Raw genomic sequence first — 23,262 nt, 5'->3', positions numbered from 1 at the left:
GGGAGTGACAGGGCGGCTAGTGTTGGCCTTTGCCGCCCGTGTCCTGTGCGTTGAGCTGCAGGTATTTTTGAAGAAGGCGCTGTTCGTCTTTGCTGAGTGCGGTGTAGCGCACCATTGATTTCAGAACGCCAATCCATTGGTTTGCCAGGAAGTGGCTAGGTGATGGCGCGTTGTGACAAACTGAGCAGGAGTTCTCGTAAAGCTCACCGGAGTAAGACCAAAGGGCATCTGCGTCCGAGATCATGTCTTTCTTGTCCATGAAGCCGGTGAAGCTGACTTCAGTCCAATCCTGACCTGTGCTTTCGAGAGTGATGGTCTCACCGCGCTTAACCATTGGCACTGCTGTTTTACCGAGGGCTGTGTTGAAGATTCGCTGGCCCTTCATTGCATAGATGATTTTCTCTGCACCCTTCTGGCTCCAGCCGCTCACTTTCACTTTGACACGCTCACCACTTGCATCGACAGGTTCAACTGTGGTGGCAGGGAGGATGCGACCTGCTGCTTTGCTGTCATCTTCGTTGAGGTAGATGTTTGCTGTTGCCAGAGTGGTGAGATGATCTGCGTTGTAGCTGACAGTTCTGGACTGTTCTTTCAACATCTCGAATGCTTGCTTGGAAGCCGCTGAAAGATCAGGAAGTTTGTGCGCGATGCCTTTGTGACAATCGATGCAGGTGCTGCCTTCTTTGATGGCTTTTGGGTGCATCTTTTGTGCTTTTTCGCGCTGGCCATCGATCTTCATCGTGTCGAAGGCATGGCAGTTGCGGCACTCGCGGGAGTCCGTTTCCTTCATGGCATGCCAAACGTTCTTGGCAAGGCGCAGACGATTGGCTTCAAACTTCTCCGGTGTGTCGATCGAAGGATCAATGAACTTATGATAGAGCTCGTTTGTTGCCTGAATTTTGCGGATGACCTTAGGCCCCCACTCACGTGGGACGTGGCAGTCCGGGCATTCTGCTCTTATGCCTGAGTTGTTCTGGTAGTGAACTGAGGTTTTGTATTCTTCATAAACTGGTTGCATCTCGTGGCAGGAGACACAGAACTCCAGATTGTTGGTGACTTCCATTGCTGTGTTGAAGCCGCCCCAGAAGATGATGCCCCCGATACCACCTATGATGATGAGAACCGCGAGAGGAAGTGGACTTGCCGTCCACATGCGTTGCCAGAGCTTTTTAATCATTATTGTTGTTCCTGAGTGCCCTACAGGAAAATGTGATCCTGCTGTCGGATTGGTCGCATTCCCAGCGACTGATTTATCTCTATGGTAGCGGGCGGATATGAACTGGGTTCTGGCTTGCTATGAACAGACCGAAAGAAATTGTAAGAATTTGTAAGATCCTGATGGCGGCTCTTGTTGGGGTGTTTCTAACGGGGTATGCGCATGCAGAAACTTGGTCTGCAGTGACATGGGAGAAGCTGCTGGATTTCACTTCACCGCGGAAAAGCATTTCTTATGAGCCGCTTAAGCAGGCTGAAAAGGCCTGGAGCATCTGTGCGCTCTATCCGCATCTGAAGGATTCATACTGGCTTAGCGTCAATTACGGGATGGTCAAACAAGCCAAGAAACTGAACATCAATCTGCGTGTTTATGAGGCAGGTGGCTATTATCAGCTGGAGCAGCAGCGCAAGCAGTTGCAGGCCTGCGCGGACAGCAAGCCGGATGCAATTCTGCTGGGCACAGTTTCCTTTGAAGGACATCACGATCTGTTAGAGGAGATTGCAAAAGATACGCCGGTTATTGCGCTAGTGAACAACATACGTAGCGACTTCATTGCGGCTGCGACTGGTGTTGATTGGGACGAAATGGGGCGCCGAACAGCGCAGGTGATTACAAAGAGGCACCCTGCTGGAACGGCTTCAGTAAATGTGAGTTGGTTTCCTGGTGCTGGGAAGCCGGGGATCTCTTCAACCAAGTTGAGTGCCTTCAAATCAGAGCTGACAAAGTCCTCCGCCAATCTGCTGAAAACACGCTACGGAGATACAGGCAAACTGATCCAGCTTTCGCTGATTGAAGAAGAGTTGGAAGGTGGAACTGCTCCAGATTATCTGATTGGAACTGGAGTTTCGGCAGAAGCGGCAATTGGCGCACTTAAAGTTCGTGGACTTTCAGAGGATATTGAGGTTGTTTCCGGTTATCTAACCCATGGCGTGTTTCGTGGCATCAAGCGTGGCAAAATCATTGCTTCGCCCACTGATCAACCGGTCATGCAGGGCATGATGGCCATCGATCAAAGCATTCGTCTTTTGGAAGGCAAGCCATATCTCAAGCACTATGCACCAGAGATTTTGATGGTGACGAAAGACAACATTGCTGAAATCGATTTGGAATGTGCATTGTCTCCGGCGTCTTTCAGTCCGACTTACACGGTGGAAGCGCAACGCAATGCAGAAACTAAGAGCAACTAGGTGATCCGTTGAATACTCGCAAAACCCGCATACTCGTTGTTGAAGACGAAGCGATCTCTCGCAAGAAGCTGGTTGCCTATCTGCAAACCGAAGGTTTTGATGTGCTGGAGGCTGCTGATGCTGGTCAAATGCATCAAGCGCTAGAAGAGTTTACGATTGATCTGGTGTTGCTGGATATCAACCTGCCGGATGATGATGGGATCAATCTGGCAAGAGCATTACGTGCACAGTCAGATATCGGGATTATTCTGGTAACTGGCCGGACAGATGAGATTGACCGGATTATCGGGATTGAGGTTGGGGCAGATGATTACATTACAAAGCCCTATAATCCCAGAGAGTTGCTGGCGCGGGTGAAAGCTCTTTTACGTCGATCCGGGCAGGTGCAGCCTTCCAAGGATGAAGCCCATGCGCATCGGTTTGGCCGTTGGACGTTGAACCTGATGAAGAGGGAGTTAGTTGCTGAAGGTGAGGAAGGTGTTGCTCTTACACGAGGAGAGTTTCAGCTGCTCAACACCTTTACATCCAAGCCGGGTACTGTTTTGAGCAGAGATTACCTGATGGATCATATCAGCCATCGCAGTTGGTCACCGAATGACCGCTCGATTGATGTGTTGGTCGGGCGGCTTCGCAAGATCCTTGAGGATAATCCGCGCAAACCAACCATGATCCTGACGTCTCACGGAGAGGGCTATATCTTCGCTGAGAGTGTTGAGGCTTTGTAGCTCGCAAGAGCGTTTATGGCTCTGTCTAGAGCATCAGAGAGACCTTCTGGTAGTCGCTTTGCGGCTTCAACATTAGCAGATAACTCTCGCAGTTCCTGAAGACCCAAGCTGGCGGCAGCGCTCTTCAAGGCGTGCGCTGCTTTCTTTTGTTGTTCAGGTGTTTGAGCGGAAAGTACGTTGCACAGCAACTGTTTGGATTCCACTTCAAAGAGCTCAATGATTTCTGCCACAGCAGCTTCCCCGAGCATTTCGACATCTTGATCCAGTGTTTCTAGATCAAGCACTTGAGTGTGGTTTGTGGCTGCTTGGGAAGGTGCGCATTGTTGGGCGCGAGCTTTGCCATCTCTCTGTAGGACGGAGCGCAAGATCTGGTGAAGCTCTGCTTGTTCAAATGGCTTGGCGAGGAAGCCATCCATGCCTGCTTCTTTGCATTTGTCAGCGTCCACTCCGATGACATGAGCGGTAGTTGCAATAATTGGAGTGCTTGCAAGTGTCGTATCTGCAAGCTTGCGGATTTGTCGTGTCGCTTCAAGGCCATCCATCTCTGGCATGCTGACGTCCATCAGCACCAAGTCTGGCCGTTCACGTTGCAGTTGGTCGAGAGCTTCCAGTCCGTTATGGGCTTCGAACACGGACATACCCAGTTTGATCAGCATGCTGCGAAGAATAAAGCGATTGGTTTCAATGTCTTCGGCAATCAGAACGTTTGCAGCGGGAAGGGTTTCCTGCTCTGAAATCACTGGGCTTTCTGCTTTGTAATCGCAAGTTTCCATGGGGAGTGTGAAGGTGAATGTGCTGCCTATGTGAAGTTCACTATCAACTGAAACTGTTCCTTGCATTCCCTTTATCAGCTTATCGCAGATTGCCAGGCCAAGGCCGGTTCCACCATAGCGGCGGCTGGTTGAATCTTCAGCTTGCGAGAACGCATCGAACAGAGAGGAAATTTTGTCTTTTGGAATGCCGATGCCACTGTCTATTACTGAGAAACTCAGCTCTGATTGTTTTTTGCTTGCAGTGACTTGCAGTTGGATGCCGCCGACCTCCGTAAACTTGATTGCATTGCTGAGGAGGTTGGAGAGCACTTGATAGAGGCGGGCTGGATCACCAAGGCTGCCATCAGGCACATTGTCTGCCACATGATAGGTGAGGCTCAGGTCTTTCTCCTGTGCCAGAGGGGTGAACAGTGTAATCAGACGCTCGATGACTGTGTGTACGGAGAATGGGATTTGCTCGAAGGTGAGCTGGCCTGCTTCAATCTTTGAGTAATCCAGTATGTCATTGAGAATACAGAGAAGTACGTTGCCGGACTCTGCAATGGTGCTTGTCAGACGTTGTTGCTCGGTGTTGAGCTGAGTGTCTTTCAGGAGTGAGGTGGTGCCCAGAATACCGTTCATAGGTGTTCTGATTTCATGGCTCATAGTAGCGAGGAAGGTGGACTTGGCACGGTTGGCTTCTTCGGCTTGCTTGCGTGCTTTTTCCAGTCGGATAGCTTCTTCTTCGAGTTGCTGGTTGACTTCCACCAGCTTCTCCGTGCGGTCTTCAACGAGTTGCTCCAACTCATTCTGATAGCGTTGAAGCTCTTGATTTACCTTCACTTGTTGTTCTTCGAGCTGACCTCGCACAACGGCCGTCTGGCGGAACACCTCAAGGGTTTTAGCCATGGTGTGTAGCTCGTCGGAGCCGTAGTCGTTTATGGTAGAGGATAGGTTGCCCGACGCCAGAGTTGCCATGCCTTCGTGGAGGCGGGAGAGGCGTTTGAGAAGATTGCCCTGAACGTAGAAGTACACGACTGCGAATGTGACAAGCAAAGAGATCGCAGCCAGTGCAACAAGTGTGATCTGGCCCGCTGTGATGGCGAGTCCAGAGTCTTTGATGGCTTGGTTGATCCAGTCCTGAGAGGAAGCCGTAATGCGCTCAACGGCTGCTGTCAGCTCGGTACTATGTTCCGCTGCTTCCTTCGTAAGTGCTTCAACTTGCTTATCTAATCGCACTAGTTGCTCACGAAAGGCAAACACATCAGCACCAGATGAACCAGTGGATTCGACCTGTAGTTCCTGAAGAAGCTGTGTTGCCTCTGACTGCCTTCCGGGATCGCTTGCAAAGCGGAGGCGGCGTTCGATAATCCGCCAGGATTGCGCGAGGTCTTGCTTGAGTTGACTGATCTTTGCGATGTCTAACTCACGGGCAACGGTGTTGAGCTTGTGTGTGAGCAGAATGGAGAGCAGGCGGAGCTCTGTCATACGCTCCAACTGGTCCAAATTGTCTTCTGCAATGCCGTCCAAAGCGGCTAGAAGTTGTTCTTCTTCCTGCGTTTCTTCGACCAGGTCATAGGTGCGGACGATCGCTGCCATCGAGCGGGTGTACGCGTTCTCGACCAGCGTTCGGGAGATTTGCGTTAATCTGTCCGAAGTTGTGAGCGCTTTTGTAAAAGATGCGTTGAAATGTGCTGAAACACGCACGCGCTCGGCCATCAGCACCTCTTGCTTCATGGTCACATCGAACAGTGCGCTGGCTGCGATATTCACCTCATTAAGCTGCGGGCCGAGTATCTCGCGCTGGGTGAGATGGGTGATTTTATCCTGAATGCTGGATTGAGCCTGAGAGAGGCGTCGGCTTTGCTGAGCGAGCTCTTCCAGATTTTGAACGCGAGCGAGAGAAGGTAGGGAGGAGACGACGGCTTTGCTGGTTTCGCTGATCTCTTGTGCGAGGAGGAGGTTGGGAAGGGCTTCTTGCGTGATGCGGTCATTAGCGTCTTCAACGGCGCTGAAGCCGAGCCAGCCGGTGCTGGCGGAGAGCAGCATACATAAAACGATGGCGCCAAACGCCAGTAAAAGCCGTCCTCTGATGCCCATCGCAATCATCGAGTCATCCACCTGTTCCTCATCATTCCTGACTATCTGTGAGGAGGGGATAAGGGCAACTCTCTACATAGCCGCAAGACAACATGTCTCAGGGGGAGAGCTTGTCCCAATACTCGGGTATGGTCTCCTCATGCCTTGCGCCCTACCTTTTTCGGAAATCAATGAGTTCCTTTGAAGGGAGAGCGAGAGATGAGGGTGCGGTTGGTGTTGGGGGATCAGCTGAGTTTGTCGCTTTCCAGTTTGCGGGACGCGGAGCCGGGTGTGGATGTGATTTTGATGGCGGAGGTGCGTGAAGAGGCAACGTATGTCCGTCATCATAAGAAGAAGATTGCGTTTCTGTTTTCGGCCATGCGGCACTTTGCAGAGGAACTGAAATCACTCGGACATCGCGTTGTTTACAGGCGGTACGACTGTGCTGAGAACACGGGCAGCTTGTTTGGGGAAGTTCTTCGTCTGACGAAGGAAGAAGCTGTCTCCGGTGTCATTGTGACAAAGCCGGGAGAGTATCGACTGCTGCATGATATGAAGAGTTGGCAGGAGCGGCTGGGTGTTCCGGTGGAACTGAGGGAGGATGACCGATTTCTTTGCAGCTCTGATGAGTTCCAGCGCTGGGCCTCTGGTCGCAAGAATTTGCGGTTGGAGTACTTTTACCGGGATATGCGGCGCCAACATGCGGTTTTGATGGAAGGTGACAAACCGCTGGGTGGCCAGTGGAACTTTGATCACGATAATCGCAAGAGTGCTCCGGATGCACTGGAGGTGCCTGCGCCCTTTGCGGCTGAGCCAGATGAAGTCACGACAGAAGTTTTGGCCCTGGTGGATGAGGCGTTTCCGGATCATTTTGGAGACCTACAGCCCTTCTTTTTTGCGGTTTCCCGTGAAGATGCGTTGAAGGTGTTGGATCAGTTTGTTGCTGAGCGACTTGGCAAGTTTGGTGATTATCAGGATGCGATGGTTCAGGGGGAGCCCTGGATGTTTCACAGTCACATCAGTTTCTATCTCAATTGCGGCTTGTTGCTGCCGATGGAGTGTGTGAGGGCAGCGGAACGTGCTTACTTTGAAGGGCGTGCGCCGTTGAACTCCGTTGAGGGCTTTATTCGCCAGATTGTCGGATGGCGTGAGTTTATCCGGGGGATCTACTGGCTCAATATGCCCGAGTATGCAGAGCTGAACTTCTTTGATGCCTCACGAAATCTTCCAGAGTTTTATTGGAGCGGTGAGACTCAGATGAACTGCCTGCGCCAGTGTATTGCGGAGACCAAATCCAATGCCTATGCGCATCACATCCAGCGTTTGATGGTGATTGGGAATTTTTCGCTGCTTGCCGGGTTAACGCCCAAACAAGTGAGTGGATGGTATCTTGCTGTTTATGCAGATGCTTATGAGTGGGTGGAGTTGCCCAATGTGAGCGGTATGATCTTGTTTGCAGATGGCGGCATTTTTGCCTCCAAACCCTATGCAGCCAGCGGTGCTTATATCAACCGCATGTCCAATTATTGCCAGCATTGCTGTTACTCCGTCTCTGCCAAGACCGGAGAGAAGGCTTGTCCTTTCAATTATCTTTACTGGAACTTTCTGGAGAAGAACCAGGAGAAGCTGCGAGGAAATCCGCGGGTTTCGATGATCTATCGCAGCTGGGATAAAATGAGCGACGCGAAGAGGGACCAGATTAAGCAGGATAGCCAACGGTTCTTTGCTGAGCTGGACGCGCCGCAGGCGTGATCTGAAAACTGTTGGGTAGCGTAAGAGCAGACAGAGAGGGCGTTATGGCAGAACATCAAAAGCTTGTCTGGATTATTGGAGCGAGTTCCGGCATCGGAGCCAGTCTTGCTCAGCTTTATGCGCAGTCTGGTTGGCGTGTTGCGGTGAGTGCGCGAAACGAGCAGAAGCTTAAAGAGCTTGCTCAGGATGCAGTTCAGTTCGACGTAGTCCCGCTGGATGTGACTGACAGTGGACAGGTTACCGCCGTGATCCAGCAGTTTCACGATGCAGGGAAGCTGCCTGATCTGACAGTGTATTGTTCTGGCCTTTATTATCCCGGCGGTATTGATGTGCTGACGGAAGAGCACTCCGTGGCATCTATGGATACCAACTATTTTGGTGCCGTTCGTGTGATTGAAAGGCTGTTTCCTTTGCTGAAGGAACAAGGTAGCGGGCACATTGCGATCATCAGCTCCCTTAGTGGTTATTGTGGTCTTCCAGAGGCTGCATGTTATGGGCCGACGAAAGCAGCGCTGATCAATCTTTGTGAGAGCCTGAAGCCCGATTTTGATCGGGTTGGACTTGAACTCTCATTGGTGAACCCCGGTTTTGTGAAAACGCCAATGACGGACAAGAACACGTTCGATATGCCGTTTCTTCTTACACCCGAACAAGCGGCCAAGGATATCTATGAGGGGCTTCAGCGAAAGTCGTTTGAAGTCTACTTCCCGTTCCGTCTGGGTGCCATCATGAAAGTGCTTCGGATGTTGCCTTACGCTCTCTACTTTCCCGTCATGAGAAGGATGAGTAAGAGATGACCGAGAGAGCTGAACTGGAGAGTACTGCCCGGCAGTATGCGCTTTTCTTTGAAAACGTCACGCCAGAGCGCATCAAAGAAGTTCATGAGCTCATCAGTGATGATGTGCACTTCATCGATCCATTTAATGATGTGAAAGGTCGTGAGAACTTTGAGAAGGTCTTTCACAAGATGTACGAGGATGTTCAGGAGCCTCGGTTCAAGATCCTCGATCTGGCGTGGTCTGGCGACCTGTGCTTTATGCGATGGGATTTTACCTGTAAGCAAAAGCATCTGGGGAACTGGAGCGTGCGGGGACTCACTGAGGTGCATTTTGATGCGCAAGGCAAGGTGAGTGCGCATTACGATTATTGGGATGCATCGCGGCACTTTTATCGCAAACTGCCGATTGTTGGGGCGATGATCAAATGGATTGCGGGCAGAGCTGCTATCTGAGGGATGAGTTGGGCCGGTGTGGCCCAACTTTTTTGGCTATTAAGCTGGCTTCTTAATCTGAAACAGACCTACATTGATAGTGCCTTGGGCAAAGCCTGCTTCGCAATAAGCGAGATAGTAATGCCACATGCGCTTGAAGCGACTGTCGTATCCAAGCTTTGAGATTTCCGACCAGTTTTGGAAGAACGCTTTTCTCCATCGAACCAGAGTCTGCTCATAGTCGGCGCCAAAGAACTCGCGGGTGATCAGTTCCAGTTTTTGCTCTTCTATCTTCCGTGCCATTTCGCGAGCTGAAGGAAGCAGCCCTCCCGGGAAAATGTAGCGCTGAATGAAGTCAACGTTTTTGCGGTAGGTGTGGAACTTGTCATCAGCAATCAGGATTGCCTGAATAACGGCTGTTCCACCGGGCTTCAGTCTGGACTTCAGCTTTTCGAAGTAGCTGTTCCAGTTTTCCTCTCCGACTGCTTCAATCATCTCGATAGAGACGATGGCGTCGTATTGGCCGTCGGTCTCTCTATAATCTTTCAGCTCAAAAGAAGCGTTGCCGTTTGTTTGTTGGGACTGAAGGCGAGACTGGGCAAACTTCAGTTGCTCCTGTGACAGTGTGATGCCGTGAACGTTTCGTCCGGATTGGCAGGCATGTTCTGCAAACCCGCCCCAGCCACAGCCGATCTCGAGGATCTTTTGATCTGGCTTGGTGTCGGTCAGTTGCAAAACTCGATCGTATTTTCTGCGCTGGGCCTCATGCAAGGGCTCATGCTGTTGCAGTTTGTAGGCAGAAGAATAAGTCATGGTTTCGTCCAGCCAATGGCTGTAGAAATCATTGCCCAGGTCGTAATGGAACGCGATGTTGCGTTTGCTGCCTGCAAGTGTGTTTGCATTTGCCAGATGGCGCAGGCGTGCGAGGGCTCGTGAGAAAATACCGCGTTTTGTGACAGACTGCATGATGTGTTGGTTCGCAACCAGTAAATCAAACAGGGAGCGAAGATCACTGCACCGCCAGTCTTCTTCCAAATACCCTTCGGCAAGAGCCAGAGAGTTTCCGGAGAGAAGCCGCCACAACAGGCGGGTGCGTAGGATCTTTACGGTGACGATGGGGCCGTGATTGGCTTGGTTTCCATAGGTCAGTAACTGGCCGTTGGGCAGAACAACACCGAGATGTCCTTCTTTGAGTTTGCTGAGCATAGGATCCAGCAGGGACTTCCAAAGTCTGGAGGTCAGGTTGAGATCCGTCATACTGGCGCCTGCCAATGGACTGAGGGAGGAGTTGTCTCTGAGTGTCATGGGTGTCTCCCTGAGTTTGCTTTGATTTTTTTGAGTGCAGGGCCTTGCTTATGCATGCCTGTTACGATGGAAGCGGGTGGAGTAGGGCGCTTGTAAAACTTGGCGCCTTTGATCCAGAGCTTGAGCGCTTCATAATGGATCAATCCCAATATCTTGGCGGAGTTCTGGAAGTAGCGCAGCCCGATTGCCAAGAGGCGGGCTGTTGTTGCGGGTTGCTCCTTGCCCTGAAAACTTGCCGTGAGTACGGGTGCGCTTTCCTGAGTGAGGCGGATAATGAGTGAAACATCATCTGCCGGAGGGCGCGCTATGAAGTGATAGTGGCCGGAGAGTTCCAGAAATGGAGAGACATGGAAGTTTTTTGGGCATGAGTGCCGGAACACTGGCTGAATGCCTTGAGCTTCAGATGTATCGATCTCGACGGCGTAGTGATGCATGTCTCCAAAGGTGTTTCTGACCTGATACAGGATCGCTTGAAGCTTCTCCTTGGAGTAGCAGTAGAACACACTGATTGGATTGAAGGCTCGTCCCAAAAATCTGGGGTAAGTGAGCAGTTGGATCTTGTCCGGGAGGGCGTCGATCTTTGCCTGCTTCAGGACTGCTTCTACATATCTCCGCAGGTCTTTATGGCCGCTCTCCATGTGATCTGATGGGTGGAAGCTGAAGAGGTTGAACCGGCCAACGGATAAAAGCGACGACATCTGATCTATGTCCTGCAATCGGTCGATGTCGATTGAGAAGGACAGAGCCTTGTAGCTCAGCTTGTGTTTGATCTTGTCATGACGACAGTGCACGACATCGCCCAGATAAATTCTGAGCGGTGCGTTTTCTGCTTTATGCTGTCGTCTGGTCAGGATCATTCCGCAGCCTCCTGCTGGCCGCCAAACTGCCAATCCTCAGGTAAGCCAATGCGACCGTTCGGATTATTGCAATCCCATGGGCGCTTCACATCTCCAAGTGCTTCGGCCACAGCGAGGCCGGACTGAAGTCCATCCTCGTGGAAGCCGTAACCGAGATATGCGCCACAGAACCAGGTTCTTCGCTCGCCCTGTATCTGCCAGAGTTGCTTTTGCGCGGTGAGCGCTGTCTGATCAAACACAGGGTGCGCGTAGTGGAAGGTGCGCAATATGGACCCGGCTGCTGGCTGATGGTTGGGGTTGAGGGTGACAAACACATCTTCAGTGGTGTTCAGCTGTTGAAGTGCGTTCATCCAATAGGTCACACAAAGGGCGTTGTTGCCCATTTGTGAGCCGATGAAGTTCCATGCTGACCACGTTGTTTTGCGCTTTGGCATGAGCGATTTATCGCGGTGCAAGATGGCGATGTTGCGCTGATAACGAATTGAGCCAAGGATCTTTCGCTCTGCGTTGGATGCATTGCCTTCCGCATTGAGAATTGCCAGCGCCTGATCTGAGTGACAGGCAAAGACCACGTGATCGTAAGTGTCGACCTGGCCATTTCTGGAGAAGATGGTCACAGATCCGGGCTTACGCTGCACATCTGAGATATTGGCATTCAGGATAATCTTGCCGGAAATCTCTGCGGCCAGTTTCTCCACGTAGTTGCGAGAGCCACCTGTCACCGTACGCCATTGTGGTCGGTCCTTCAGTTGGAGGAGACCGTGGTTGTTACAAAAGCCAATGAAGGTCTGGAATGGGAATGCAAGCAATTGTGCTGGCGGCATAGACCAGATCGCCGCTCCCATTGGGAGCAGGTGGTCGTTGATGAACGTTTCTGAGTAGTTGTTTTGAGATAGGTAGCTGCCGAGTGTGGTTGTCTCGTACTCTGCTTTTGCAGCATCTTCTGGGGCGTCTTTATAGAAGCGCAGGGTTTCAGCGATCATGCGCAGGAAAGATGGCCGTAGAAGATTGGTCTTTTGAGCGAACAGCCCTTTCAATCCTGAACCAGAGTATTCTTGCTGTCCCTCATTGAGGGAGACCGCAAACGACATTTCAGTAGGATTGGTGTCGACGTTGATATGGTCGTAGAGAGCAGTGAGGTTTGGGTAGGTGCGCTCGTTGTAGACAATGAAGCCAGTGTCTACAGGGACCTCGACATTATTGATCACAGGGTACTGCGTGTTGGCATGACCACCGAGGCGATCGTCCTTCTCATAGATGTCTACCTGATGCTTTTGGGAAAGAAGCCAGGCGGCTGAAAGGCCAGAAATTCCGCTCCCAATCACTGCTATTTTCATTGCTTTCGTCCAATCTAAAGTTTCTCTTTTTAGGAGCGCTGATTGGAAATGGATCACCCTAGGCAGGAAAAAGTGATCCAAATGACAAACTGTTTGGTAAAAAGACGTGTGATACAATTCGGCGGTTTGCAGAGCGATGGTTACGATGCAACTTAAAAGTAATGATGGTGAGAGTGAAAACTGCCTGACCTCTGCGGAGTTAAGCGCCTTGCTTCAGTCGCTGGGCGAGCACCGTTCGCGGGATGTGTTTAGGCAATTGTTCGAGTTCTTTGCTCCACGCCTGAAAACGTACTTTCTTAAAGGTGGAGCAACAGCAGAGCTTTCCGAAGAGCTTATTCAGGAAACCTTTGTCATTGTCTGGCGCAAAGCCGAGATGTTCGACAGCCGGAAGGCCTCTGCATCGACCTGGATTTACACCATCGCCCGTAACCTGCGGATTGATCGGTTTCGTAAAGAGCGGCGGTATCTTTACAAAGACGATCAGTTTTTTGCCAATGAGTTGGTTGGTGAGGGATCGCAGCTGGATGACCATCATCAATCGCAATTGAGTGAACAGGTAGAGAAAGTGCTTCCACTCTTGCCGGCAGAGCAATCAAAGATAATTAAACTGGCCTTCTATGAAGATGCCAGTCACTCAAAAATCGCCCAGCATCTGGAACTTCCACTGGGTACTGTTAAGTCCCGAATGAGACTTGCTTTAGCGCGACTACGGAAACTTTTGGAAGGGGTGGAACTATGATCAACCATCACCTCAGCGATGAAATTCTTTGGGCCTATGCGACAGGTTCGCTGCCTGCCGGACATGCCCTGCTGGTTTCCTGTCATCTGGAGCTTTGTGAGGGATGTAAAGGTCGCCTTGCTGAAGCTGAAGCGCTCGCAGGGGCTATGTTGCAGACAACAGAGCAGCAAAAGCCGTCCGACGATATGTTTGACCTGCTGATGGCGCGTGTAGAAGATGAGCCTGCCGTTCCCGCTGCTGCCTACATTGCCGAGCCGAGAGCTGAGAAGGGCGTTCCGTCAGCCCTCTGGGATGTGCTTGGTCATGGCTTTAACGACATCAAGTGGAAGATGGTTGGCCCGGGTATCCGCCAGTTCATCTTGCCGATTAAGCCAAGTGAAGGTGAAAGTGCGCGCTTGCTGAAGCTGTCTCCCGGCTTCGTCACCCCGGAGCATTCACACCATGGCTCAGAGATGACGCTTGTCCTGCAAGGCTCCTTCAGCGATGAGACCGGCCGTTACAAGATCGGTGATGTTCAGGAAGCTGACGAACACGTGCATCACCAGCCCGTCGCCGACACAGAAGAAGACTGCATCTGCCTCGCCGTAACAGACGCCCCCCTCGAATTCAAAGGCTTTCTCCCCAAACTGTTGCAGCCGTTGTTCCGGATTTGATTTTGAGTTGGAGGCGTCTGGTTTGTTCAGTCGCCTCCGTCCCTTTCCGCCGGAAGACCTGAGAAATTTTCATAAGAAAGAATAGGCATAGCGCTTTGTTTTAGGTGGGAATATGGTGTGGGGCCTGCTGCATGGAGCGCCGATGTTTTACCTCAGGTTTGTCCTCGCCGTTGTTGCGTTCTCTCCTCTTGTTTTTCTTTTGAGCTGCTCCAGCGATAAGGTGGAAGAGATGCAAGCGCCTTTGAGTGACGTGTCAAAGTGGGGCGTTCAGCTTCAGGATATTGAGATCAAGAAAATCCATCAGTCTGACCTTGATCTGGTGGTGATTGACTACTCCAAGGATGGCACTGCGCTGGGGCGTTTTTCCCGTTATGAAGTGGCTAAAACCAAGCAGAAGCCTGATGGATCGCGTCGGCTTGTGCTTGCTTATCTGAGCATTGGTGAAGCTGAGGATTATCGCGATTACTGGAAGGATAGCTGGCAGGCAAATCCGCCGGGCTGGCTTGGTGATGAGAACCCGAACTGGCCTGGCAATTACACCGTCAAGTTCTGGCAGCCTGAGTGGCAAGGGCTGATCATGGCCTACCTCAAGCATATCATTTCAGCTGGTTATGACGGCGTGTATCTGGATGGCGTTGATGTGTTCCAGCGGTACAAAGACCGGATGGATGCGCAGGCGAATATGGTTGAGTTTGTTGGGAAAGTTTCCCGGCTGGCGAAGGCGCAGGCTCCCGGATTTATTGTTGTTTCCCAGAATGGCGAGGAGCTTCTGAAGTATCCCGAATATCGTGGTGAGATCGATGGCATCAGCAAGGAAGATTTGCTTTATGGCGCTTATCATGATGGAGCACGAAATGGCTCTCAGCTGATCGATTGGAGTTGGGGTTTTCTGAAAGAGGGGCGTGATGATGGTCTTTCGGTGTTTGTTATCGAATACCTTGAGGAGGCCGACAAACGCCAACGTGCACGACTAGAGCTAGATGAGCTTGGCGTGATTTCCCTCTTCACACGCAGACCACTCGATACATTGGTCGCCTTTTAGCGCAGTGCCTCATACCAGCTGTTAGGCCGCAAGGAGAGACGTGCCTGAAAGAAGATGTGCTGGTCTAGCCTGCCAAATGCATTTTGAAGTGTAGCTACTGCGAGGAAACTGGCAGATAGGCAGGCAACGAAATAGCCAAACCCCAAATACTCAGCTGGCAGGTATAGCGTGGCATAGGTGCAGACTGCGTTGAGCAGCAGAAATGCCAGTTGCAGCAGCATGTTCTCCATATTTCGATTGATGAAAATGAGTGTGGTTGATGCCGCAAAAAACACGAATTGAAAGAGAACACTGGCAGTGGCAATGCGAATGATCGCAGCTTGCCGATACTCGAAGTTCAGGTACTCGACGACCAGTGGTGAAAACAAGATCAACAGTGCGCATAAGCCCAACTGGATTAAGGTGAGGCGGCTAAGGGTGTAGATTGCTTCTGTCTTCAGTTCCTGTGATTTGGCGCGAATGTCAAATAGTGTGCCGTGGCCGGTGATCGTTCGGATGTAAGACCTGAAGTTGCGGAAGAAGTTCGTTTCCTCCTCGATCAGGAAGAGAGCGAGCGGTGGGATGAGGATGAGCTGAGCGATAAAAATAGAGCTGTCGTAGGCAGGAGCATGTCGCAAGCCGCTTGGAAGCAACTGCCCTTCATGACTTTGCCAGATGATGATCTTATCCACCCACAAGGCGCTGATGTTGAAAGTCGCAGCCAAAGCTAGTGGCCAATAGCGTTTGAGAGCGCCAGTCAGATACTCCCGGGTCTCTTTGAAAATGTAGCTGGATGCTGGGAACGTGAAGAGGACTTGGATGGATAGCCATATGAAACAGAGCAGGAAGCCGAGACTGAAAGCCAGCAGTAAGTGAAGCTTGCTGGGATGGTGGGCGGTGCTGTAGATGACCAATGATATCGTCAATAGCAGCCCTGTTGCGAAGGAAAGGCTTACGCTTTTGTAGTTTTGAAGGCTGGAACTGAAGCCCAGTGCGATCCAAAGAAGATTGGCAATGATGCAAGAGATGATAATCGCCAGCAGTTCTATGAGTGGAACGTTCAGCAGCACGAACAGAATTGGGGCAGCTACAATGGCAGTCAGGATGGTGGAGGCGTAGAGGGCGCTCAGGTAATGCTGTGGGATGAGGTGGAACTTTCCGAAGTAGATGGCGTCTGAAGCCATTCTGATTGCAAGGATCAGAACAGGTGCGCTCGTCAGCAACGAAATCCCCAAAATGTAAATCAGCTTGGTTCTGAAACCGGTCAGCACGGGCAGGCCGAGTTTCTGCTCTGTCAGGAGTGAGATGAACAGAATGCAGAAAATGAACATGAGCCATGGGCCAGCGATAACCATGCTTGCGTGAAAGATCGCTCGCATATGGGATGTCATGTCGCCTTTGTGTGTTAGTCGCTGCAGCTCAAAGCCTATGCCTGCCATCTGAAATCTCCGGAAAAGGGTTGGTATTGGGCTTTAAGCGAACAGTCGGCTTTCTTGCTCTGCTGCCTTGTTAAAATTGCGGGTGTACAAGTCTCTGTAGGAGCTGAGGGCCTGATGCTCGTTGTAATCCCGCTCAATGCGCTTGCGCAGCTGTGCACCGAATTGCTGGCGTAAGTTGTGATCTTTCAGCAGTTTGGCCATGGCCTTTGCGGTAGCAAAGGGGGAGACTAACTCTGTGATGATGCCGCCGGAGCCAAGCGGGGCCGGGTCATCTGAGCGCCCTTCGAGAACTTCCCGGCAAGAGCCGACATCTGTGGCAACACAAGGAATGCCTGCTGCGCCTGCCTCCAGAAGGACAAGAGGTTGGGCTTCGCTGAGGCTGGTTAAAGCGACAAGATCGATAGAGGGCAAATACTCAGCGATGTTGACTGGGCCTGTGAAGGTGATTGTCTCTTCAAGTTGCAGCTGAGAGATGAGCGTTTTGCATTCCTCAAAGTACGCTGGTTCTTCATCGATTGGGCCAAGAATGAGCGCTTCCACACTTGGAAGCTCTTCTTGAAGCAAAGCAACTGCGTGGATGAAGCTCTTCACATCTTTGATTGCAACAACCCGCCCGATGAGAGCAACCGTAGGTCTGTGGTTGTCCTGCTTTGCGGGTATGGTGCTGAACTTGTTGAGATCTATCCCGTTTGGGATCACTTGCATCTTGCTCTGGCATGCGCCTTGAGAGAGCTGCATCAGCTGGTTGTCTTTGTAGAGGGTCGTGATGTCTGAACAGCAGTTGTAGCAACACCGAGCGAAGGATTCGAAGGCCGTAATCCATAAATCACGAAGGTCCAGCCTGGGGTCATCCAGCGAGAAGCCTTTGTTGATGCTGTCTTCAATCCAATCGGCGAGCAGGATCTCGATCCGGCGCTCGTTGGTGTAGATGCCATGCTCAGTGATGATGGCCGGTGCACCGGTGCTTACGGCTGCTCTTGCTGCGAACAGGCCAGCATAGCCGGTTGAGATTGTGTGGTAGGCTTTGGCTTTGGGAATTGGAGCTTTGAGTACAGCGAACAACCCGCCAAACAGTGTGTACCAGGCCCAAAAGAAATGATGGAACGATGTCTCCGGTAGGATCTCCTCGTACATCTGGCAAATGACATTCCACGTGAGATCAGAGTTCGTCAGCTGATTTATTGTCCAAGGACGAGAGGCAGAGTTCACCAAACGGTCTAGATCGTAAAGCCTTGCTTTGCTGCCATTCTTAAGGAAGGCCCGAAGTTCACGTGAGATTTCGTTGATGCTGGCTGAGCCATAATCAGGAGCAGGTTGAGGATCGTGAATATCGAAGAGGGCGAGCTCCTGATACTCGATGACGTTAGAGGGGAGTTTGTATTTAGGAGTGCCGTTTTGAGAGCTGGAAAGCACGGCGACCACTGAAAAGGTCAGATCAGGCAGTCCGGAGATAAGCCAATTGATCCAAGAGGATACACCACCAGCCACATAAGGGTAGCAGCCCTCAACGATTATGCAGACATCTGCCGTGGGATTGGAACGCATGTTACTCACCATTTCAGTTGATCAGAGCGTGCTCTCGTGCGGGCAAAACGGCTCTTTTGTTGAGCTTGGCAGAAATTCTCTGGTTCAGTGCAGTGGCTTCAGGGTCTTTGATCCGAACCAGTGGCTTAAGGCAGAGTTGGGCTTCTTTCAGTGCACCCTTTTGAATGAGGCGGTCGGCGCGTAAGACGGTTAAAGCTCTTTCTGCTTCCGGTCGGACATCAGTTTTCAGCAGTTTGCGCAAAGTTGCGGTGACTTGATCGCGTTGGGATTTATCGATGAGCTGTGAGAGGCCTGCTGCTTTTAACCGGGAGATGGCTTCTCGTCGGTGCTCTGTAGTGGCGTCTTCAGGAAAGATGACTGAGTTGGAGATGTCATCCTGAAAGCGTTGTTTGAGTTTGGTGTAGACAGCCGCTGCCTGCACGCGGATCTCTGGCTTATCATTCTTGAGAGCAGCCTGAAGAAACTCCAGCAGCTCCGGTTTGTATTTGAGTGTGATAATGGAGAGTGCGCGTTTGATTTCCTGTGTGTTGTCAGAGGAGAAGATCTTCTGGAAGGGTTTTAGAGAGCCGTTGGTCATGTCCAATGAGCGATTGCTCATGATTTTGCTGAAGATATCCTGCTGCTGAGGAGCGGATGGTTCACCAAATGCGAGTGTTTTATGCCAATCAGCTAAGTGAGCGTCAGGTTTGCGCTTTTCCAACTGCATGAGGACAGAGGCGATTACGCCTCCCAATGGCCCGAGTAAGGCAAACAAAAAAATGCAGAAATCCAACAGTGCGAACGCTGGGCTGCGGGCGTTTCTCAGCATCAGTTTGCAAAGCAGTGCGGAGAGGCAATGGAAGCCGATTGCGGGGAGAACTAAGCTTTGCTGCCCTCTGATCTGCCAGATGAACCACATCTCAATGAGTGTTGCAGTTGCGATGACTACCGGCAGCAGGAAGATAGAGAGGCTGAAAGGAGCAGCTTTGGCTGCTTTCTCCGTGATGACAGGATCAGACATTTACAGCACCGTGTTATCGAGTCTGTTGCTCTTAGGCGGTGTGTTTATTGAGTAAAGTGAGATGAGATTGTCCGGCGCCTTTTCAGCGTTGTGGCTTGCAAGGCTTTGGGTGAGTGACTTGCCGATTGTTTCCAAGAAGATCGTGGTGTCTTCTTCCAATATGTGCTGTTCAAGCTGGTGGAAGATGATGGCGCCCTGCAAGACCTCGTGATCCGGCTTTGGATTGGTCACGTCGGAAGCCTTCAGCAACAGGACTAGACTGCCTTTAGGAGTGTGCGTGATGACTTGCTGGGTATTCCCGGTGATTTCGGTCATTTCCAGATGATTGATCAACCATGTTTGCTCTTGCTGCGCGCTGGGAGATGTCACTCCTGAGGAAGTTGCGATGTTGGAGTGCACTAGATCCAGATGATCGTTGGTGTAGCTGAAGAGGCTGAACTTTGTGGCTCCAATCAGATTGCCGAGTGCAATGTCCAGCTGCTTGGGATTACTCTTCAGATTCAGTGTGCTCAACCTGTCGATGCTTTTGAAAACACTCACGGGGCTTGTTGTCTCCATGGAGGCGATGCGGCTTTGCAGGTTTTCTGCTTCCATGGTTAGCGTGGTGCAGTAGTCTGAGATTGTGTCCCGCTGTCCAAGCGCTTGTGTCAGCTGGTTTTGAAGGCGCTGGTTTTTGCGCAGGAGGGAGGTTCTGAACTCGCCGAAGATGATCGCGGTGAGGAGCCAAAGGGTTGGTTCCAGGCCTGTGGTCGTGAAGTACTCAAAGAAGTTCTGCCCGCCGATGGGCTGCGGAGGCACGTACCAAAGCGTGAGGGCGAGGGCGGTTAATGCAGAGAGAATACCGGAGCGGGTTCCGAAGATGCTGCTTGCGATGATGATTGGGATCCAGAGCGGACTGGGGGAGATGCTCCAGATTAGTAACTCGGGATGCATGGAGGTCAGAACTGGAAATGGTGCGAAGAGCACTGCGATTTCCAGCAGATGAAAACGCTTTTCCGGTGCTGACTTTTTCTTCTTAGTTGGTCGCACATCGCTTGAAAAATACTGATCCGAATACATCGTGAATAAATATTCCTATTGTAAAAATATGCAGTATAGTCGGAAGTTTAAATCTCTGTTCGTGGCCGGAAATATTTACTTGCTGTTTTATTTATATTCAACTCTATGGAAAGTGAGGGTATTAGGTTCCGGGTTGGATTTGGAATGATTTGTTTGCAATAAGTATTCAGTCTTAACTTAATTATTGGTGTCTTCCGGATGTGTGAAGTGCGTAGCAATTGTTCTTTATATCCCTTCCATATTGAAGGTATCTGGCAATTGTTTTTAGCTAGAATTACTAGGCAGCTTGGCGCCCTTATTTTGTACGGTTTCGGTGTGCTTGGCTTTGTATGTTTCATCAATAATTCGCAGGCCGCGATGGTGAAACGTGAGATCATCGGGATCTACGACAGCCTTCGAGAAGCTGAGCCATCTGCAACGGCGATACATAACTTCCTAGAAATGCCTCTGAACCATCTCGGGTATTCGATCCGCTATCTGGATGTGAATGCTGGTTTGCCTGAGGTGGGAGACTTAGAGAATGCAGCGGCGGTGGTCACGTGGTTTCAGGGGGCCTTAACTGATCCTCATCGGTATTTCGTATGGGCAGAGGAACAAGCTCGTGCTGGGCGACGGTTTCTGGTGTTTGGAGAGACCGGAATCAAGAATCTTCAGGATGATCGCGTTGTTCTGAACTCGTTTCTGGACTATTTGGGTCTGCGATTTGAGATTGGATTTGTTCTGCTGACGAGTGGATCATCAGATCTCCAGCTGCACTCAAAGCTGATGGAGTTCGAACGGCCGTTCTACAAGATCCTGCCAGGGTACTCACTGGTCTCACAGATTTCTGCGAATGGTCTATCCGTTGCTTCTGTTCGCCTGCCAGAACGGCTTGGTGCAGAACGAACGCAGCTGGCGTTTATCGGGGCAGGGGGGGCTTATGTTCAATCTGGCTTTGCGATTGCCAGGGATGATGTGCTTAATCGCCATAAGTGGTTGATTGATCCCATCGGATTTCTGCAGCGCGCTCTTGAGCGAAGCTTGTTTCCAATCCCAGATACTTCCACGCTGATGGGGCGGCGGATTTACTTTTCTCATATTGATGGAGATGGCTGGAACAACGTCTCTTACGCAGCCAAGTATCGGGACAAGCAGGTGCTTTCGGGTGAGGTCATGCTGCGGGAGCTGATCGAACCTTATCCTGATCTTCCGGTGACTTATGGTCTTGTGACTGCCGATGTCGACAAGAGTGAAGGTGGGGATGACCGGGGTGTTGGTCTTGTGAGGGAGTTGTTCGCCCTTCCTCAGGTGGAAGTGGCAAGCCACACACATTCGCATCCGTTTCATTGGGCTTTTTATAGGGACTACGACCGTGAGAAAGAGCTGGCTCTCATAGAGGAAAAAAACGTTGCCAAGACTCCAGCAACTGAAGGACCTGTGAGTTGGTTATCCCGCCGGTTCTTTGGTGAAAGCGGCAAATCATCCTTCAAAAAATATCTGGCTCAGAACGTGGCGATGCCGCGTTATTACATGCGCAAGCCCTTTTCGCTGATTGGCGAGATAGGTGGTTCGCTGCAACAGGCAGAGCGTTATGCGCCAAAGGGCAAACAGGCGAAGCTGTTTTTGTGGTCAGGGGATACGCAGCCCTTTGAAGAGGCGCTTGCCTATGCGCGTGAGCTGGGCGTTTACAACATGAATGGCGGTGATACGCGGTTTGATCGGGACTGGCCGTCTCTCAGCTATGTTGCGCCATTATCGCGGCAAGTGGGGGCTGAGCGGCAGATCTATGCGGTTGCGAGTAACGAGAACACGTATACGAACGACTGGACTGGACCGTTCTATGGGTTTTCTCAGTTACATCAGACCGTTGATAATACTGAGAGCCCGATCCGGTTAAGGCCTTACAATGTCTATTACCACACCTACTCAGCGGAGCATGATGCGTCATTGCGGGCTGTGAAGAAGCATCTGGATCGGGCGCGGGACGGGGTGTATCTGCCGATTTTTGCTTCGCAGTATGCAGCAATTGCGAACAGCTTCTTTGATGTGAAGCTTTATCAGACAAGTGAGCGAAGCTGGCTGGTTCTGAACCGAGGCAGTTTGCAAACATTTCGATTTGATGACGCAGAGCAATGGCAGGTTGATCTGTCAAAGAGCGCTGGTGTGATTGGTTCGAAGCACTATCAGACGTCTTTGTATGTCTCGCTTGATCCTTCCGCGCGTGTTCCAGAGATTGTGCTCGCGAAGAGAGACGCGGCCAGTGCGGTGTCTGTTGCCAGCATCTCTGAGGCGCGGTGGCAGGTTTATGATTGGCGGGCTGAGCCTTGCCACATCAGGTTTCGCAGCTTTGGGTTTGGTGTTGGTGAGTTTCAGTTCCATGGGCTTTCTGCACTTTCCTACCGCTTGGAAGTGAAGCGTGGGGAGATTGTCCTGTTGAGTGATGAGGTCCAAGCTTCACAGGCCGGAGATTTGCATCTCGATCTTCCTGTTTCTGGTATGGAATCACTTGATATCTCTATGGTCTGCAGAAACTCGGTGTCGACAGCGCACATGATTGAAATGGAGGAGCGGCGATGATCCGTTTCCTCAAATACCTGTCGCTTTATTTGCTGTTTTTGGGTGTGGGGTATGCGCTTGTGCCGGGGCAAACTGAGAAAGTTGCCGTGCAAATTAAAGAGCGGAAGTACTTTAAAGCCCGTGAGGACTTGCTGAAGTCTTTTGACCAGACAAACAGCAGCCCCGAGGAGCTGCTTCAACTTGCTGAGATTGCCGAGCAACTGGGCTTTGTTGAAGAGATGCACCAGATGCACGAGGCTTATGTCCAGCAATCTCCTGATGATCTTTGGGTACTGAGAAAGATCGAACTCTATCACCGCTTATCTGGAGATTTCCGAGGCTATGTTGAGAGTTTGAAGGCTGTTGCACGGTTGAGCACAGAACCAGAGGATCGTGACAAACTGCTTTCAACACTGCGGTTTGAGGGGCTTTATGAGGAAGAACTTGCTGAGCTTACGTACTATGGAGGCAAAGGGCTTTTGAAACCCGTGCAGCTTGGACGGCTTGGCATGTTGCACTTTCAAGGGGAGAGGATGGAGGAGGCTGCTGTTGCTCTTGCGCAGCTTCACCAAAGTGCTCCGTTAACGCCAAAGTACTGGCCTGTGCGCCTGGCCTATTTTCATAGCCTGCTGGAAATCGGTGACTTTTTGCAGGCTGAGAGTGTGGCTGTCAGCTTGCGTGAGACCAACGAGCCGTGGGCTGATTATGATTTTCGCAGTGAGTTTCTGCGTTATGGGCGCGATGAGTACATGCGGGAAGTGGAGATTCCTGAAGAAGTTGCCAATATTTTGTCTTGTGTCCTCAAACCCAAGGTGGGCAGTGCAGACTGCCCTTGACCTACTGAGCTTACC

General features: G+C 51.2%; 19 protein-coding genes. 10 read left to right on the top strand and 9 right to left on the bottom strand.

The annotated features are described in order from the left end of the window. Positions 1 to 16: 16 nt before the first annotated feature. Positions 17 to 1,177 (bottom strand): NapC/NirT family cytochrome c, encoded by a 1,161-nt coding sequence (locus PSE_RS21970; RefSeq protein ID WP_014286818.1) that lies wholly within the window; start codon positions 1,175 to 1,177, stop codon positions 17 to 19. A 119-nt stretch (positions 1,178 to 1,296) separates the two neighbouring features. Here PSE_RS21970 and torT point away from each other — a divergent pair, with 119 nt between their 5' ends. Beyond that, entirely contained in the window at positions 1,297 to 2,403 is a 1,107-nt protein-coding gene (gene torT / locus PSE_RS21965; RefSeq protein WP_014286817.1) for a TMAO reductase system periplasmic protein TorT, read from the top strand. Positions 2,404 to 2,411: 8 nt separating this feature from the next. Next, on the top strand, positions 2,412 to 3,128 hold the full coding sequence (locus PSE_RS21960; RefSeq protein ID WP_051125947.1) for a response regulator: 717 nt from the start codon (positions 2,412 to 2,414) through the stop codon (positions 3,126 to 3,128). On the opposite strand, the gene torS is transcribed toward PSE_RS21960, so the two are convergent. Beyond that, on the bottom strand, positions 3,095 to 6,001 hold the full coding sequence (gene torS / locus PSE_RS21955; protein ID WP_208998019.1) for a TMAO reductase system sensor histidine kinase/response regulator TorS: 2,907 nt from the start codon (positions 5,999 to 6,001) through the stop codon (positions 3,095 to 3,097). The genes PSE_RS21960 and torS overlap by 34 nt on opposite strands. 177 nt (positions 6,002 to 6,178) lie before the next feature. Here torS and PSE_RS21950 point away from each other — a divergent pair, with 177 nt between their 5' ends. Genes PSE_RS21950 through PSE_RS21940 form a run of 3 tightly spaced genes read left to right on the top strand, consistent with a single transcriptional unit; the run spans position 6,179 to position 8,942 of the window. Then, complete coding sequence (locus PSE_RS21950) at positions 6,179 to 7,711, top strand: cryptochrome/photolyase family protein (protein ID WP_041768754.1); 1,533 nt, start codon at positions 6,179 to 6,181, stop codon at positions 7,709 to 7,711. A gap of 44 nt (positions 7,712 to 7,755) precedes the next feature. Beyond that, on the top strand, positions 7,756 to 8,508 hold the full coding sequence (locus PSE_RS21945; protein ID WP_014286814.1) for an SDR family oxidoreductase: 753 nt from the start codon (positions 7,756 to 7,758) through the stop codon (positions 8,506 to 8,508). Beyond that, complete coding sequence (locus PSE_RS21940) at positions 8,505 to 8,942, top strand: nuclear transport factor 2 family protein (RefSeq protein ID WP_014286813.1); 438 nt, start codon at positions 8,505 to 8,507, stop codon at positions 8,940 to 8,942. Before PSE_RS21945 ends, PSE_RS21940 begins: the two co-directional genes overlap by 4 nt. A 39-nt stretch (positions 8,943 to 8,981) precedes the next feature. Here PSE_RS21940 and PSE_RS21935 read toward each other — a convergent pair whose 3' ends face one another. Genes PSE_RS21935 through PSE_RS21925 form a run of 3 tightly spaced genes read right to left on the bottom strand, consistent with a single transcriptional unit; the run spans position 8,982 to position 12,420 of the window. After that, complete coding sequence (locus PSE_RS21935; protein WP_014286812.1) at positions 8,982 to 10,226, bottom strand: cyclopropane-fatty-acyl-phospholipid synthase family protein; 1,245 nt, start codon at positions 10,224 to 10,226, stop codon at positions 8,982 to 8,984. Then, complete coding sequence (locus tag PSE_RS21930) at positions 10,223 to 11,083, bottom strand: DUF1365 domain-containing protein (RefSeq protein WP_014286811.1); 861 nt, start codon at positions 11,081 to 11,083, stop codon at positions 10,223 to 10,225. Before PSE_RS21930 ends, PSE_RS21935 begins: the two co-directional genes overlap by 4 nt. Further along, complete coding sequence (locus PSE_RS21925; RefSeq protein WP_014286810.1) at positions 11,080 to 12,420, bottom strand: NAD(P)/FAD-dependent oxidoreductase; 1,341 nt, start codon at positions 12,418 to 12,420, stop codon at positions 11,080 to 11,082. The genes PSE_RS21930 and PSE_RS21925 overlap by 4 nt, the downstream gene beginning before the upstream one ends. Positions 12,421 to 12,565: 145 nt before the next feature. Between PSE_RS21925 and PSE_RS21920 the strand changes: the two genes are divergently transcribed. The 3 genes from PSE_RS21920 (at position 12,566) to PSE_RS21910 (ending at position 14,854) form a co-directional block, all read left to right on the top strand. After that, positions 12,566 to 13,159, top strand: coding sequence for a sigma-70 family RNA polymerase sigma factor (locus PSE_RS21920; RefSeq protein ID WP_014286809.1), 594 nt, complete (start codon positions 12,566 to 12,568; stop codon positions 13,157 to 13,159). Next, complete coding sequence (locus PSE_RS21915; protein ID WP_014286808.1) at positions 13,156 to 13,812, top strand: ChrR family anti-sigma-E factor; 657 nt, start codon at positions 13,156 to 13,158, stop codon at positions 13,810 to 13,812. The genes PSE_RS21920 and PSE_RS21915 overlap by 4 nt, the downstream gene beginning before the upstream one ends. A gap of 142 nt (positions 13,813 to 13,954) precedes the next feature. Further along, positions 13,955 to 14,854, top strand: coding sequence for an MJ1477/TM1410 family putative glycoside hydrolase (locus PSE_RS21910; protein ID WP_208998018.1), 900 nt, complete (start codon positions 13,955 to 13,957; stop codon positions 14,852 to 14,854). On the opposite strand, the gene pelG is transcribed toward PSE_RS21910, so the two are convergent. The 4 genes from pelG to PSE_RS21890 are packed head-to-tail and all read right to left on the bottom strand — an operon-like array spanning position 14,851 to position 19,876. Then, positions 14,851 to 16,272 (bottom strand): exopolysaccharide Pel transporter PelG, encoded by a 1,422-nt coding sequence (gene pelG, locus PSE_RS21905; protein ID WP_014286806.1) that lies wholly within the window; start codon positions 16,270 to 16,272, stop codon positions 14,851 to 14,853. The two genes, PSE_RS21910 and pelG, sit on opposite strands and share 4 nt — an antisense overlap. Before the next feature lie 33 nt (positions 16,273 to 16,305). Beyond that, entirely contained in the window at positions 16,306 to 17,817 is a 1,512-nt protein-coding gene (pelF, locus tag PSE_RS21900; protein WP_208998017.1) for a GT4 family glycosyltransferase PelF, read from the bottom strand. A 13-nt stretch (positions 17,818 to 17,830) separates the two neighbouring features. Continuing rightward, positions 17,831 to 18,817, bottom strand: coding sequence for a hypothetical protein (locus PSE_RS21895; RefSeq protein ID WP_014286804.1), 987 nt, complete (start codon positions 18,815 to 18,817; stop codon positions 17,831 to 17,833). Further along, on the bottom strand, positions 18,818 to 19,876 hold the full coding sequence (locus PSE_RS21890) for a hypothetical protein (protein ID WP_041768753.1): 1,059 nt from the start codon (positions 19,874 to 19,876) through the stop codon (positions 18,818 to 18,820). A 357-nt stretch (positions 19,877 to 20,233) separates the two neighbouring features. Between PSE_RS21890 and PSE_RS21885 the strand changes: the two genes are divergently transcribed. Further along, positions 20,234 to 22,432 carry a hypothetical protein gene (locus PSE_RS21885; protein WP_051125946.1) on the top strand — a complete coding sequence of 733 codons (2,199 nt, stop codon included), beginning with the start codon at positions 20,234 to 20,236 and terminating at the stop codon, positions 22,430 to 22,432. Beyond that, entirely contained in the window at positions 22,429 to 23,247 is an 819-nt protein-coding gene (locus tag PSE_RS21880) for a M48 family metallopeptidase (protein ID WP_014286801.1), read from the top strand. Before PSE_RS21885 ends, PSE_RS21880 begins: the two co-directional genes overlap by 4 nt. Positions 23,248 to 23,262 lie beyond the last annotated feature (15 nt).

Source organism: Pseudovibrio sp. FO-BEG1, assembly GCF_000236645.1.
Classification (GTDB): domain Bacteria; phylum Pseudomonadota; class Alphaproteobacteria; order Rhizobiales; family Stappiaceae; genus Pseudovibrio.
This window is presented reverse-complemented; position numbering and strand designations above follow the sequence as displayed.

Coding starts and splice junctions, on each gene's coding strand:
- PSE_RS21970 (WP_014286818.1), bottom strand. CDS start 1,177: ATGATTAAAAAGCTCTGGCAACGCATGTGGACGGCAAGTCCACTTCCT.
- torT (WP_014286817.1), top strand. CDS start 1,297: ATGAACAGACCGAAAGAAATTGTAAGAATTTGTAAGATCCTGATGGCG.
- PSE_RS21950 (WP_041768754.1), top strand. CDS start 6,179: ATGAGGGTGCGGTTGGTGTTGGGGGATCAGCTGAGTTTGTCGCTTTCC.
- PSE_RS21945 (WP_014286814.1), top strand. CDS start 7,756: ATGGCAGAACATCAAAAGCTTGTCTGGATTATTGGAGCGAGTTCCGGC.
- PSE_RS21940 (WP_014286813.1), top strand. CDS start 8,505: ATGACCGAGAGAGCTGAACTGGAGAGTACTGCCCGGCAGTATGCGCTT.
- PSE_RS21935 (WP_014286812.1), bottom strand. CDS start 10,226: ATGACACTCAGAGACAACTCCTCCCTCAGTCCATTGGCAGGCGCCAGT.
- PSE_RS21930 (WP_014286811.1), bottom strand. CDS start 11,083: ATGATCCTGACCAGACGACAGCATAAAGCAGAAAACGCACCGCTCAGA.
- PSE_RS21925 (WP_014286810.1), bottom strand. CDS start 12,420: ATGAAAATAGCAGTGATTGGGAGCGGAATTTCTGGCCTTTCAGCCGCC.
- PSE_RS21920 (WP_014286809.1), top strand. CDS start 12,566: ATGCAACTTAAAAGTAATGATGGTGAGAGTGAAAACTGCCTGACCTCT.
- PSE_RS21915 (WP_014286808.1), top strand. CDS start 13,156: ATGATCAACCATCACCTCAGCGATGAAATTCTTTGGGCCTATGCGACA.
- PSE_RS21910 (WP_208998018.1), top strand. CDS start 13,955: ATGTTTTACCTCAGGTTTGTCCTCGCCGTTGTTGCGTTCTCTCCTCTT.
- pelG (WP_014286806.1), bottom strand. CDS start 16,272: ATGGCAGGCATAGGCTTTGAGCTGCAGCGACTAACACACAAAGGCGAC.
- pelF (WP_208998017.1), bottom strand. CDS start 17,817: ATGCGTTCCAATCCCACGGCAGATGTCTGCATAATCGTTGAGGGCTGC.
- PSE_RS21895 (WP_014286804.1), bottom strand. CDS start 18,817: ATGTCTGATCCTGTCATCACGGAGAAAGCAGCCAAAGCTGCTCCTTTC.
- PSE_RS21890 (WP_041768753.1), bottom strand. CDS start 19,876: ATGTATTCGGATCAGTATTTTTCAAGCGATGTGCGACCAACTAAGAAG.
- PSE_RS21885 (WP_051125946.1), top strand. CDS start 20,234: ATGGTGAAACGTGAGATCATCGGGATCTACGACAGCCTTCGAGAAGCT.
- PSE_RS21880 (WP_014286801.1), top strand. CDS start 22,429: ATGATCCGTTTCCTCAAATACCTGTCGCTTTATTTGCTGTTTTTGGGT.